The organism is Bacillus sp. MUM 116 (assembly GCF_001866655.1).
GTDB lineage: Bacteria > Bacillota > Bacilli > Bacillales > Cytobacillaceae > Neobacillus.
In genome coordinates this window covers 1-12,466 of the sequence record NZ_MLYR01000075.1, presented here as the reverse complement: position 1 = coordinate 12,466, position 12,466 = coordinate 1, and the positions used below count along the sequence as shown (strand labels likewise).

General features: G+C 37.9%; 13 protein-coding genes. 3 read left to right on the top strand and 10 right to left on the bottom strand.

The features are described from left to right. Positions 1 to 190 precede the first annotated feature (190 nt). Positions 191 to 982 carry a membrane protein insertase YidC gene (gene yidC / locus BIV60_RS17875; protein ID WP_071357064.1) on the top strand — a complete coding sequence of 264 codons (792 nt, stop codon included), beginning with the start codon at positions 191 to 193 and terminating at the stop codon, positions 980 to 982. Positions 983 to 1,081: 99 nt separating this feature from the next. On the opposite strand, the gene crcB (BIV60_RS17870) is transcribed toward yidC, so the two are convergent. Beyond that, a complete protein-coding gene (gene crcB, locus BIV60_RS17870) occupies positions 1,082 to 1,441 on the bottom strand; it encodes a fluoride efflux transporter CrcB (RefSeq protein ID WP_071357063.1) in 360 nt (119 codons plus the stop codon). After that, complete coding sequence (crcB, locus tag BIV60_RS17865; RefSeq protein WP_071357062.1) at positions 1,438 to 1,821, bottom strand: fluoride efflux transporter CrcB; 384 nt, start codon at positions 1,819 to 1,821, stop codon at positions 1,438 to 1,440. The genes crcB (BIV60_RS17870) and crcB (BIV60_RS17865) overlap by 4 nt, the downstream gene beginning before the upstream one ends. A 142-nt stretch (positions 1,822 to 1,963) precedes the next feature. On the opposite strand from crcB (BIV60_RS17865), the gene BIV60_RS17860 reads away from it, so the two are divergent. After that, positions 1,964 to 2,518 carry a YhcN/YlaJ family sporulation lipoprotein gene (locus BIV60_RS17860; RefSeq protein WP_071357061.1) on the top strand — a complete coding sequence of 185 codons (555 nt, stop codon included), beginning with the start codon at positions 1,964 to 1,966 and terminating at the stop codon, positions 2,516 to 2,518. 125 nt (positions 2,519 to 2,643) lie between these two features. On the opposite strand, the gene BIV60_RS17855 is transcribed toward BIV60_RS17860, so the two are convergent. Continuing rightward, entirely contained in the window at positions 2,644 to 2,847 is a 204-nt protein-coding gene (locus BIV60_RS17855; protein WP_071357060.1) for a DUF6501 family protein, read from the bottom strand. Positions 2,848 to 3,100: 253 nt separating this feature from the next. Continuing rightward, positions 3,101 to 3,862: a VOC family protein gene (locus BIV60_RS17850; RefSeq protein WP_177177332.1), complete on the bottom strand. Its 762-nt coding sequence runs from the start codon at positions 3,860 to 3,862 to the stop codon at positions 3,101 to 3,103. A 190-nt stretch (positions 3,863 to 4,052) separates the two neighbouring features. Between BIV60_RS17850 and sda the strand changes: the two genes are divergently transcribed. Further along, positions 4,053 to 4,178 carry a sporulation histidine kinase inhibitor Sda gene (sda, locus tag BIV60_RS17845; RefSeq protein WP_371261560.1) on the top strand — a complete coding sequence of 42 codons (126 nt, stop codon included), beginning with the start codon at positions 4,053 to 4,055 and terminating at the stop codon, positions 4,176 to 4,178. A 60-nt stretch (positions 4,179 to 4,238) separates the two neighbouring features. Here sda and odhB read toward each other — a convergent pair whose 3' ends face one another. The 6 genes from odhB to mnmH form a co-directional block, all read right to left on the bottom strand. Beyond that, entirely contained in the window at positions 4,239 to 5,507 is a 1,269-nt protein-coding gene (odhB, locus tag BIV60_RS17840; protein WP_071357058.1) for a 2-oxoglutarate dehydrogenase complex dihydrolipoyllysine-residue succinyltransferase, read from the bottom strand. Further along, positions 5,500 to 8,352: a 2-oxoglutarate dehydrogenase E1 component gene (locus BIV60_RS17835; RefSeq protein ID WP_071357057.1), complete on the bottom strand. Its 2,853-nt coding sequence runs from the start codon at positions 8,350 to 8,352 to the stop codon at positions 5,500 to 5,502. Before BIV60_RS17835 ends, odhB begins: the two co-directional genes overlap by 8 nt. Positions 8,353 to 8,558: 206 nt before the next feature. After that, entirely contained in the window at positions 8,559 to 9,959 is a 1,401-nt protein-coding gene (locus BIV60_RS17830; RefSeq protein WP_071357056.1) for a HAMP domain-containing histidine kinase, read from the bottom strand. Further along, positions 9,956 to 10,633: a response regulator transcription factor gene (locus BIV60_RS17825; RefSeq protein WP_071357055.1), complete on the bottom strand. Its 678-nt coding sequence runs from the start codon at positions 10,631 to 10,633 to the stop codon at positions 9,956 to 9,958. The genes BIV60_RS17830 and BIV60_RS17825 overlap by 4 nt, the downstream gene beginning before the upstream one ends. A gap of 37 nt (positions 10,634 to 10,670) precedes the next feature. Continuing rightward, positions 10,671 to 10,796: a hypothetical protein gene (locus BIV60_RS30520; protein WP_256218455.1), complete on the bottom strand. Its 126-nt coding sequence runs from the start codon at positions 10,794 to 10,796 to the stop codon at positions 10,671 to 10,673. Positions 10,797 to 11,170: 374 nt separating this feature from the next. Next, positions 11,171 to 12,247: a tRNA 2-selenouridine(34) synthase MnmH gene (gene mnmH / locus BIV60_RS17820; RefSeq protein WP_071357054.1), complete on the bottom strand. Its 1,077-nt coding sequence runs from the start codon at positions 12,245 to 12,247 to the stop codon at positions 11,171 to 11,173. Positions 12,248 to 12,466 lie beyond the last annotated feature (219 nt).

The following is a 12,466-nucleotide window of genomic DNA, read 5'->3' as shown; positions in this document are numbered from 1 at the left end:
TGTCCAATCCTGCGGATACAAAAATTATTAACCCTATATATTTTTATAAAGAAAAAAGCCGTTTCAATGGAAATTTTATTCTAATAAGAATTGTCAAATATATTCGTAGAAAAAAATGTTCACAGGATGACCCAGAAGGTCCTGTTTCCTCTCTTTATATTTAGACTATGACCACATTTTAGGAGGAAATATGAAAAATAAACGATCTTCACTATTACTGATAGTTCTTTTATCATTAACGACTTTATTACTTTCAGCTTGTTCAAGCCAGACTAAAAGCGGAAACAACACAGGGTTTTTCCACACTTACTTTGTTGATCCGTTTGTCGTTGTAATTCATTCAGTCGCCGACTTTTTCAATGGTAATTATGGTTTGGCGATCATCTTGGTCACCCTTGTCATCAGACTTGTGCTAATGCCATTAATGTTACGGCAATATAAAAATCAAATGGTTATGAAAGAAAAAATGGACGTCCTTAAGCCGGAGATGGATGCAATTCAAAAGAAAATGAAAGCCGAATCGGATCCGAAAAAGAAACAGGAACTACAGGCAGAAATGATGGCTCTATACAAAAAACATGGGGTCAATCCGCTAAATATGGGTTGCTTGCCAATCCTTATTCAAATGCCGATTTTGACAGGATTTTATTATGCGATACGTGGTTCACAGGAAATAGCTCACCATAAGTTTCTATGGTTTAGCCTTGGACATCCTGATATTGCGATCACTATCATTGCCGGTTTAATTTACTACTTTCAATTTAAAGTATCCCAATCCAATATGCCTACTCAACAACAGCAGCAAATGAAGTATATGGGATTACTTTCGCCGTTAATGATTGTGATGTTTTCTTTTCAAGCTCCTGCTGCTCTGCCGCTTTATTGGGTTGTCGGCGGAACATTCTTGATCATTCAAACATTAATCAGCCGCAAGCTATATCAAAACCATAAAAAGGAAGAAACAGTTCCTGTTAAGCAATAATAATATTATGAAAAACGTGCCGGAGCTAGACCATTCTCAAAGCAATATATAAATTCTTATACTATGAAAAAGGAAGCATCGCTATATCGACGCTTCCTTTTAAATTTGCTTTCCTATAAAAATCCCCAAAAAGGTCAGGAATACTCCGACTGAATAACTAATGACTAAATACGAAAAAAAATGGGGATTTTTTTTGCTATTTTTAAGACCGGTAAGTTCGAGCTTAAATGTTGAAAAAGTAGTAAATGCTCCCATAAAACCGACACCAAGTAAACTATAAAGATGCCCTTTGATTGGAATTCCTACGATAAATCCTAATAAGAAGGCACCGATCAAATTTACTGTTAAGGTTCCAATTGGAAAACCAGATTGGCTCCGTTTTTGAAAGGATTTACTAATAATAAAACGGCCGATGGCACCAAAAAACCCGCCCAGTGAGACAAAAAGTAGTTCGGTCATTTTGTGCTCCCCGTTTCCTTCCCAAAATTCTGCCCTAATTTTACAAATAAAAGGCCTCCTAATAAACTAAGCAATATATAGATCATTCCTTTAAAATAATCTTCAGCCTCTAATAAACGAACCGTTTCTAAACAAAAAGTTGAAAAGGTCGTATAGGAACCAATCACTCCTGTTGAAAAGGCAGTAATAAGATAGGGGTGAAGCCTTTTGGAATCACCAAACCTTGTTGTAAACCACCCAAGAAGGAAAGCTCCTGTCAAATTAATCAGAAGGGTTCCAATTGGAAAACGATCCCCCCAAATATTTTCGGCCAAAAGGGATAAAACATATCGTAATAAACTCCCAATGATTCCACCCATTCCGACAAACAAATAGATCAAATTCAAACACCTCGATAAACCGAATAAAAATCTATTTTATTTTAACATATCCAAGGTTTTCTCTCGGCATAACCTGTTGAATATTTTTTTTTATAATTGGAATGCTATCCTTGTACAAATTAGAAAAGGAGTGCTGAACAGCATGAAAAAGTCTGTTTTTTTAATCGGAGCCCTTGTTTTTAGCCTATATTTAACAGGGTGTGCAAGAAATAATGTAAACAATAATGATATTGCGACGCGAAATAGAAATGTTAATGAACCCACAAGAGTAAATTATAATCCTAATGGTGGACCAGCAGTAACTGGTGTGGATAATTCCAGATTGAATCGGAATGACGTAACAGATGTCCGTAACGACAATCGGAACCGGATGAGAGTGGCCGATGAGGCTGCAAAACGGGTTGCAAATCTTCCTGAAGTCGATACCGCAAATGTCATTGCTTCAGATAATAATGCATTTGTAGCGGTTAAATTGTCTGGCTCTACTCAATTAACCAATAATCTTGAACATAAAATTTCTGACAAGGTTAAATCCGTGGATCGTGATATCGATAATGTTTATGTTTCCGCTAATCCTGATTTTTATGGTCAAATGAATCAATGGTCCGGTGATATTCGCAATGGCAGACCAGTAACCGGATTCTTTAAAGAATTTTCCGACGCAGTTCGCCGGGTTTTTCCTGACCTTAAACGCTAATAAAAACTAGCTGCCAAATGCCTGGCATATGCCAGGCATTTCTTTTTTGAAGGAGATTATTTCTATATAGGACATGTTTCCCTTCAAAAAAAGACCACAGGCATTGCCTGTCAGTCCTTTTGGATTTATACTTCTTTAAAATATTCTTTGTAAAACCCGCCAACTTTACCGGTATTATCAACAATGTAATAAAATTCTTCTGTCTCATTTTTCACATCATAAACTTTACCGGCAGTTAAAGCACGATTCACAATATATTTTTTGGCATCCGTATGTACACATTTTACCTTTTTAAGTGTTTCACGTTCACGCCATGTTAAATGAATCATTGCGGCCACCCTTTCAGTTGTTGTCCATCTATTAGTATAATCAATCACAGCGGGCAAGCGCAACCAGCAAACGATTTATTTTCAGGATATCATCCTTTTACTTCTTCTTATGCTCTATCGCGAAGAATATAATGGCTGTGTTAAACTTGTCTGTATTGATTTCCGCTCCAATCAACAGGGTTAAAAATCAACAATGTCCTTTAACACAGCCATAATGATAAAAGTCGCATATCTGCCTAGATCACCTAAATTCTTACTTATAACAATCGCTTAAAACAGTAATTGGACTGCTTGAAATTGGTGGATCAATTTCAATCAGAAAAGGTCGATCTCCCTTTAAATTGTGGATTTGCATCAGATCATTATTCGCATTCTTATCATAAAAAATAATATCACTTCTGCCGACGTTTATTTTAATTTGAGAATCTACCGATACTCCAAACAATCGGGCCCAGTCAGCAGCAACATCTCCTGCATTGGATACCACGAAGGAAATGGATTCAATCACCCGCTCTTCCTGTTTCTCAGGCAATAACCTGTTTTGTTTTAAGTCCTCCAATCTTTCAAGATCACCTTGACTCCATTGGATAAAAAACGGATATGGAAGCGGTCCATCAGATTGAATAAATAACATCTTCCATGAAATCAATACGCCATCATCCCGCAGTCTTTTTCCATCAAAAATTTCTGTAGGATGATATCCTTTCTTCTGTAAATCTTCCTTTAATTTCAAAATATTATCCGTTCGAAAACAAATTTGTCCAAATCCCTCAAATTGTTTGCTGTCCCTTAAAAGCTGGGAAATTAAAGGATTTTCTGATTTACTTGCCACTGCCATATTTTCAACTGCTAAATACTCAATATAAGATAATCCAAAATACAATAAGCTATTATAGGTACCCCATTTTGTATGGCTTCCTCCAAGAATGGCTTTTAGCCCATATTTTTCCCACTCGTATACAGCTTGGGCAGGGTCACGATTGATAAAATGGACTATATGATCCAATTCTAACAAGTTGATCCTCTCCTTCCTTTACGTTGTCTTTATTTTACAGTGTATTGCATATTTGTCCTATTGAAATGCTTTTTAATTTTTTTCTGCATATTTTTACAAATAAGGGGTTTTCTTTTTATCTGAAAACCTTTACAATAATAAAAACTGAATATTCAATCCATTTTCCGAGGAGGCATTTAAGGTGAAAATTATGAGTAACGAGCAGTTAGTTGTGTCATATCGGGATGCATTAAAGTCTGGTAAGGAAAAGGAATGGATCAAAATTTTGAAGGATGAAATTCAACGTCGTGGATTAAGACCTTTTAAGAAAAGCTGATTTCCTATTTAAAATGAAACAAACCGCCGAGAGCTCTCGGCGGTTTTCTAATAAAAAGAATTAACCTTCCAGAAGTAGTGATTCCGGATCTTCAATCATTTCCTTCACTTTGGCAAGGAAGCTTACAGCCTCTTTTCCATCTACAATCCGATGATCATAGGATAGCGCAAGATACATCATCGGGCGGTTTTCCATTTTATCTTTATCAATGGCAACCGGGCGAAGCTTGATACTATGCATTCCTAAAATCCCTACTTGCGGGCCGTTTAAAATCGGAGTGGACATTAAAGAACCAAATACCCCGCCGTTTGTAATCGTAAATGTACCGCCCTGCAAATCACTTAATCCTAATTTATTATCTCTTGCTTTTTTCGCTAACTCTCCAATGTTTCCTTCGATTTCAGCAAAGGATTTACGATCAGCATCACGAACAACAGGAACAACAAGTCCATCTTCAGTAGAAACAGCGACCCCGATATCATAAAACTGTTTAATTAAGAGTTCATTTCCTTGAATTTCCGCATTTAAAAGCGGGAATTGCTTCAAAGCTCCTACTACTGCTTTTGTAAAGAAAGACATGAATCCAAGACGTACATCGTGCTCTTCAAAGAACCTGTCTTTTCTTCGCTTTCTCAAGTCCATGACAGCAGTCATATCAATTTCGTTAAAAGTTGTAAGCATTGCAGTTGTTTGACTAACTTCCAACAAGCGCTTAGCAATTGTCTGTCTGCGTCTTGACATTTTTTCACGCAAAACTGGTTTTGCCGGATCTTGAGCAACAGTCGGTGCAGCAGGTGCCGCTTTAGCAGCCGGTTGTGCTGCATTTGGTTGATAGGATGATACATCCTGCTTACGAACCCGTCCAAGTGGGTCGACTGTTGGAACACTCTGTAAATCGATTCCTTTTTCGCGTGCAAGTTTTCTTGCTGCTGGAGATGCAATTGGACGCTGCCCGTTTGCTTCTGTTTTTTCAGCAACAGGTGCAGGATTTGCATTAACAGATTGTGAAGATTCCATCACAGGTTGTTCTGGTTTCGCTTGAGCAGCTTGCTCTTGTTTTGGTTCAGAAGGTGCAGCTGGTTGGGCGCCTGCACCGTCCTCACTTACAGTTGCGATGACATCACCAACGTTAACAGTATCTCCTTCTTCAAATTTTTGCTCTGTTAAAACACCTGCATAGTCAGAAATAATTTCTACATTTACTTTATCTGTTTCCAGTTCTACCAGGTATTCACCCTTGTCAACAAATTCACCAACATTTTTTAGCCATTTAGCAATTGTACCTTCACTAATGGATTCCGCTAATTCCGGAACTTTTATTTCAGCCATTGTTATTCCCTCCATCTTCTGCCTTCGTCAATGCTGCATTCATAATTTTGGTCTGATAAAGCTTATGAACATTTGGATCTCCCTCTGCAGGGCTCGATCTCCTTCTACGGCCAATATAATTTACATGAATACCATTTGGGGCAATTTCATTTAAGCGCGGTTCTACAAAATACCATGCCCCCATATTTTTCGGCTCCTCTTGTATCCAGAAGATTTCTTTCACATTTTTATACTTGGCAAAAATCCCTTGTAAAATTTCTATTGGGAATGGATAAATTTCCTCCAAGCGTAAAATTTGCAGCCAATCGTATTCATTATTATTTTTCACTTGCTCAGCAAGATCAATGGCAATTTTACCTGTACACAATACTATTCGCTGAACTTTTTCTTCCTGGCCGTCATGTGTAAATTGTTCGATGACCGGTCTGAATTCCCCTGTACTTAATTCTTCTGTAGGAGAAGAAACAAGCGGATTTCTTAATAAACTTTTTGGCGACATTAAAACGAGCGGACGAATCTCTCTTTTTGTGAGAAGTGCTGCCTGTCTGCGCAATAAATGAAAATATTGTGATGCACTTGTAAGATTTGCAACAGTCCAGTTTTTCTCTGCTGCTAATTGCAAAAATCTTTCTACTCTGCCGCTTGAGTGCTCTGGACCTTGGCCTTCATAACCATGAGGCAACAATAATACGAGCCCGGATTTTTCTCCCCATTTTGCCCTTCCAGCAGCAATAAATTGATCAAACATTACTTGGGCTGCATTTGCAAAATCGCCATATTGTGCTTCCCAAATCACGAGTGTTTCCGGAGCAAAAATATTATAGCCATATTCGAAACCTACCACTGCCGCTTCCGTTAAAGGACTGTTATGGATGGCAAACGATGCTTTTGATTCTGAAACTTGATGTAGAGGAGAAAATGTCTTTCCTGTTTCAGTATCATGCAGGACTATATTCCTGTGAGCAAATGTTCCCCGTTCTGAATCTTGACCTGTCATCCGAATAGGAGTACCCTCCCGTAAAATGGTCGCAAAGGCTAAAGTCTCAGCCAATGCCCAATCAACCTTACCATCTTCTTTAAAGGCATCTACTCGGCGGTTGAGGATTTTCTCCAATTTATTGAATACCTTGACATCCTTTGGCCATTGAAGCAGTTCTTGATTAATTTGTTTTAACTGTTCCTGAGGTACACCCGTTGCAATTGTTGGCTCCTCTTCAAGATATAGAGGCAGTTCTGGTTCCTCTGTTTCAATTTCATCTTTATGATTTGAAACCTTTTCATAAGCTGTTTTGAGTTTTTCTTGAATTTCGGTCTCCATCTTTTTAAATTCGTCATCTGTAAGGACACTAGCTGCTTTAAGTTTGTCAGCGTATAGATCCTTAATAACCGGAAGTTTACGAATTAATGTGTACATTTGTGGACTTGTCGTCATTGGCTCGTCCATTTCGTTGTGACCGTATCGGCGATAACCTACCAAATCGATTAGGAAATCCTTTTGAAATACAGAACGGTATTCCGATGCTAAGGCTGCTGCAGCAATAACTGCATCCGGGTCGTCACCATTCACATGCAAAATCGGAACTTCAAACCCCTTTGCCAAATCACTGGCATAGCGTGTCGAACGGGAATCCCTAGACTCTGTTGTAAACCCAATCGTATTATTAGAGATAATATGAATCGTTCCACCGGTGCGATAACCATTTAGCCGGCTAAGGTTTAATGTTTCGGCGACAATTCCTTCTCCCGGGAATGCTGCATCCCCATGAATTAAAATGGCAAGTGCAGACTTCAGGTTTTCAGCTGGATAGCCCGGATTTTTCCGATTATCCTGTGCTGCCCGGGTAAAGCCCTCGACAACAGCTCCTACATATTCAAGATGGCTCGGATTATTGGCAAGTGTCACTTTTGCTTTTTTGGAATTTTCACCGGTAATCTGCCGGTTTAAACCAAGGTGATATTTAACGTCACCTGTCCAGCCAAAATTGATTCCAATCGAACCCTCAGAAGGTACAAGCTCTTTATTAGGAGAATGTTGAAATTCAGCAAAAATCATTTCATACGGTTTTCCTAGTACATGCGCAAGAACATTCAATCTGCCTCGATGGGCCATACCAATATTTATCGTTTCTGCCCCATCTACCACAGCTTCTGCAATAATTTCATCAATCAGTGGGACCATTGTGTCTAATCCCTCAATTGAAAATCTTTTTTGCCCCACGAATGTTTTATGGAGAAATTTTTCAAAAGCATCCACTTCAATTAAGCGTTTGATGATTTTTAATTTTTTCTCATTGGTTAAATTACTGTGAAGATTTCCTTTTTCGATTTTGTCCCTCAGCCAATTTTCTTCCTCGACGTTATGTACATGATCATACTCATATGCAATCGACTTTGTATAAATTTCCTTTAGCCAAAGGTATCCATCATATGCCGTTTTAATGGCTACTGGTGGATTGGTTAACATAATGTTAGCTGACATTGCTTTTAAATCTTCCACACTAAGCCCGTAATAAGCGGGATCAATTAATTCGACTTCCTCCCTCTTATTTCCTAACGGATAAATAGTAGCAGCAAGATGACCATATGCACGGATATTCTCCGCAAGCTTAACTGCTGCCAATATTTTTTCTGTTTGAACCGACCTTGTTTCATGAACAACCTGAACATTATCCTGCAAAAGTGAAAAATCAGACTCACTCATTTGCTCAAATAGCAATTTCATTTCCGGATCAATAGTTTCCGGATTTTGTTGATATTTTTCAAATTGCTCAATGACATATCCAAGATTGGGGCCAAAAAAACTCTCCAAATAAGCTTTTTTGTTGTCTAAATTTGGTCTGCTCATTCTAAAATCCCCTCCAATCAAAACCTTAAAATCATAGTCCTTATTACTATTACCCATTCATGAAAAAAACCAACGTTAAACAAATAAATCATTATTTTTAATTCACAGTGGAAATAGTAAAAAATTTAACCTTCCATATTATATACCTGTCTCGTCACCTATTCAAAGGAAAAGGACCAAAAAATTCGGTCCATGATAAAAAAATTTTAAAAGGCAGCTGGAAGAAGGATATTTACTTTCGTACCGATCCCCTCTTCACTTTCAATTGAAATAGCCCCATTATATTTTTCAATCAGCTGTTTTGCAATTGATAACCCCAATCCAGTTCCCCCATTTTCGCGACTGCGTGCTTTATCAATTCGGTAAAAACGATTAAACACCTCTGATACATGTTCAGATGGTATCCCAATACCGTTGTCGATTACCGATAATAAAACATTTTTATCGATTCGAGTACAGGAAACCTGAATTAATCGATTGTTCCTTGAATACTTTATCGAATTATCTAGCAATATGATTAACAATTGCTGTAGATGCTGTTCTGAAATCAGCACGTAAGGGAGTCTCTGTTCAAGTTCCATTTTAAATTGAAAATCCGGATGCACTACCTCCAGATTTTTTACTACTCTTTGTAAAACAGCCGGAATATTGGCCTTTTCACCGCTTAAACTCCGCTGGCTTCCCGCCCTTGTTAATTCAAGTAGATCAACAACAAGCTTTTTTAAACGGGCCAACTCCTGCAGAGATGCCTGCAATGACTCATCAAGAATGGCAGGATCTTTTTTCCCCCAGCGATTTAACAAGGATAAGTGTCCCTCCAATATCGAAACAGGAGTTCTTAACTCATGAGATGCATCCTCAACAAATTGTTTTTGCTGCAAGAAAGTGGTTTCAATTTCATCCATCATTTCATTAAAAACATTTGTAAGTTCTGTTAATTCATCTTTTTGCTTATATACTTCCATACGCCCTTGGAAGCCGGTTTCTTTAATCCTTTTCATTGCATTTGTTAAATCCCTGACCGGGGTCAAGAGCTGTCTTGCAAGGAAAAATCCGCTGATGGCACTAAATAGAATGGCTGCCATCCCAAAAACCGTCATCACCCAGAAAAAATGATCCATCATTTTTTGATAGTTGTTTAATTGGCGGACAATTTCAATAGTTCCTTCAAAATTCGTACCTTTAATCGGTGACCTTGCAACAATGGCTTCTTTTCCCTCTGCCGAAATTTTTTCAATTAATTGCGATTTTATCGGAGTCGGCTCCAATACGGTAAAATTACCATTCTTATCAGAAACGACCACTTCTCCTTTTTGGTCATAGACCCGGATTAATTGGTCCTTATCATTTATCTTTCGTAAAAAATCTCTACTATTTTTTATTTCTTCGCGTGTTAACGAGTCTGCTTTATCCTTGTAATACGTTTTCAAATCAGTGATGGTCCGATTTACGACAATTTCTTCGCGGTTCATCATCCATTTTGAAACCGTATGATATTCCAAAAAACTAAATATAAAGAAAGTAAAAAAAATGGCTGTGGATCCGCTAAGTACGAGCTTGTTTTGCCATGGTAGCCTGTTTAAATAAAATTTCAGTTTGTTAATCATCTCATAACATATCCAGTGCCGCGGACTGTTTGAATATAGCTTCCCTCATGATCATCATCAATTTTTGTACGTAAATACCGGACATAAACATCAACGACATTTGTCTCGACTCCGGTATTATAGCCCCAAACTTTATTTAATAAAACTTCCCTTGTCAGGACTATATTGATATTGCTCATGAAAATCACAAGCAAATCATATTCACGTTTTGTCAAATTAATAACCTTATCACTTTTACGAACAACACAGGATTCAATTTCAACTGTGAGGTCTTTGAAGGTTAGGGTAGTTAAACCACCGGAAGCGAGTGCCTCTGTTCTTCTTAGTATAGACCTTAGTCGAGCCAGCAGCTCTTCAATCGCAAATGGTTTGATTAAATAATCATCTGCACCGCTGTCCAGGCCGGAAACACGGTCAAGAACACTGTCTCTGGCGGTAATCATAATGATTGGCAGTGTTTTATTTGACTGCCTTATTCTGCGGCATACTTCCATACCATTTAATTCAGGCAGCATTAAATCAAGCAAAATGGCATCCCAATTTTCAGACAATGCTGCCTGCAAACCGCTCCGTCCGTCAGAACAAACCATGGTTTCATAACCTTCATACTTTAATTCAAGCTCGATAAACCTTGATAAATTTTTTTCATCTTCAATGATTAAAATTTTTGGCATCTATTCCACGCTCACATTTAAATTTGACGTAATACTATTATTTTATCTGATTTTTATCTTGAAGAAAATTTATGACAGCATGCACAATCTCAATCGATTGGAAAGACACGAGGGAAAGTGCACTTAAAGAAAAAAAGCCAACAATTAATAGTCGTACCCACATGTTACACTCCTCCTTTTTAATCGAATTAACAAATCAATAATCACTGGCAGGAATGGTCAATGGTCAATGGTCAACACACTAATTAAATGAGCATCTATAAATATAATACCGTTAAAACTTTAAACCTTTATGAAAAGTAAATGAGAATTCACTAATAAATAATGAAATAACAGAAAAACACATGCCTTTAAAGCATGTGCATTAGTGGGAACTCTCATTTTGGTAAAGCAGCTATTTAGCAGCATAAATAACCGCTTAAGCAAGAATGAAATAGTTTGTACCGTTCAGAAATATTAAGTCCCCAATTCTTATCCATACAAGTACATCTTAAAGCAGGAAATAGAAGGTTTGATGAAAAAAACATTAAAATTAGATTAGAAAAGAGGCATCTCTTTCTTCTCTTTTAAGGTAAGAGCATCTAAGTGAGAGATAATCATTTCCGCTGCCTCATCTGGGTTTTCAGCAGGAATATCGATAAAATCGCCTTCATATTCATAACGCTTATGGTCATACCTTGGATCATAATAGTGTTCCAATAAAAGTTCTATTAATTCCGGGTATTTCCGGTTCTTTAAAGCTTCTATAAGTTCATTTTTAATATCTGCATTCTTTACACGCCTTAGCACTTTTTCAAGGCTTTCCTGAATCTTTTCATCGTACCATGGTTCATCTTTATATGGAGTAACATACTCGTCAATAAGAAGTTTTATTCTTTGTTCGATTGGAGAATGGATATAAAAATTGATTCCTTGGCGTTTTTTCTCCATTAATTCTTCGGGTTGTACCGCTTTTCCAATTCGTTTGCTTTCCGCTTCAATTAAGAAATAGGAAGACCCTTGTATTTCCTTTAAACCTTTAAAAAGCAAGGAATCAAATGTTTTTTGATTATGACCATCCCCAAGGCCAATCGTTCCGAAAATGGAACCGCGATGACCCGCCATTTCTTCAAGGTCTAGTACAGGATAGCCGTTACTCATTAATCTTTTAAGAATGACGGTTTTACCAACCCCGGTCAACCCATGGAAAACCACTGCCTTTTCGGGAAACATTGTTGGGAGCTGACTAAGAATGTATTGCCGATATGCCCGATAGCCGCCGACGAATCGCCAAGAATAAATTCCTGAAAATTCCAAAAAGGTGACAACAGCATTACTGCGCATTCCGCCGCGCCAGCAGTTAATGATTAATTCATCACCGGACGAAGCTAAATCCTTTATTCTGTGGAGCATATCTGGTATTTTCGGTGAAACAAATTCCATTGCTCTCCATTTTGCCGCTGCCTGTCCTTCTTGCTTATAAACGGTCCCTATAACTACTCTCTCTTCATTAGTAAATAGCGGGACATTAATCGCTCCTGGTATAGCACCATCTTTAAATTCAATTGGAGAGCGGACATCAATGATGACTGGATTTTTTAATTTAGAAAAGTCTTCAGCATGGATTTCCTTCATTTATTTCCACTCCTTTATTCTTAATTCCTATTCGAAAATTTACAGTAAATAAAAAAAGCGCAAGCGCCTTGATCAGCCCCGACAAGGCTTTAGGTCCTGGCGGTGAAGTCGTTCTTTGACTTCATCGCCAGGACCTAAGCAACCTAGGAAAAAAGCAGTTCATTTTTTCCCTCGAGGGGCAAGGCACTGGAGCTGGACAATTCTCAAGGACGAAAATTT

Bases quoted from the DNA above. Each gene is read 5' to 3' on its own strand.
- yidC (WP_071357064.1), top strand. From the start codon at position 191: ATGAAAAATAAACGATCTTCACTATTACTGATAGTTCTTTTATCATTA.
- sda (WP_371261560.1), top strand. From the start codon at position 4,053: ATGAGTAACGAGCAGTTAGTTGTGTCATATCGGGATGCATTAAAGTCT.
- BIV60_RS30520 (WP_256218455.1), bottom strand. From the start codon at position 10,796: ATGTGGGTACGACTATTAATTGTTGGCTTTTTTTCTTTAAGTGCACTT.
- BIV60_RS17825 (WP_071357055.1), bottom strand. From the start codon at position 10,633: ATGCCAAAAATTTTAATCATTGAAGATGAAAAAAATTTATCAAGGTTT.
- BIV60_RS17830 (WP_071357056.1), bottom strand. From the start codon at position 9,959: ATGATTAACAAACTGAAATTTTATTTAAACAGGCTACCATGGCAAAAC.
- BIV60_RS17860 (WP_071357061.1), top strand. From the start codon at position 1,964: ATGAAAAAGTCTGTTTTTTTAATCGGAGCCCTTGTTTTTAGCCTATAT.
- mnmH (WP_071357054.1), bottom strand. From the start codon at position 12,247: ATGAAGGAAATCCATGCTGAAGACTTTTCTAAATTAAAAAATCCAGTC.
- BIV60_RS17835 (WP_071357057.1), bottom strand. From the start codon at position 8,352: ATGAGCAGACCAAATTTAGACAACAAAAAAGCTTATTTGGAGAGTTTT.
- BIV60_RS17855 (WP_071357060.1), bottom strand. From the start codon at position 2,847: ATGATTCATTTAACATGGCGTGAACGTGAAACACTTAAAAAGGTAAAA.
- odhB (WP_071357058.1), bottom strand. From the start codon at position 5,507: ATGGCTGAAATAAAAGTTCCGGAATTAGCGGAATCCATTAGTGAAGGT.
- crcB (WP_071357063.1), bottom strand. From the start codon at position 1,441: ATGACCGAACTACTTTTTGTCTCACTGGGCGGGTTTTTTGGTGCCATC.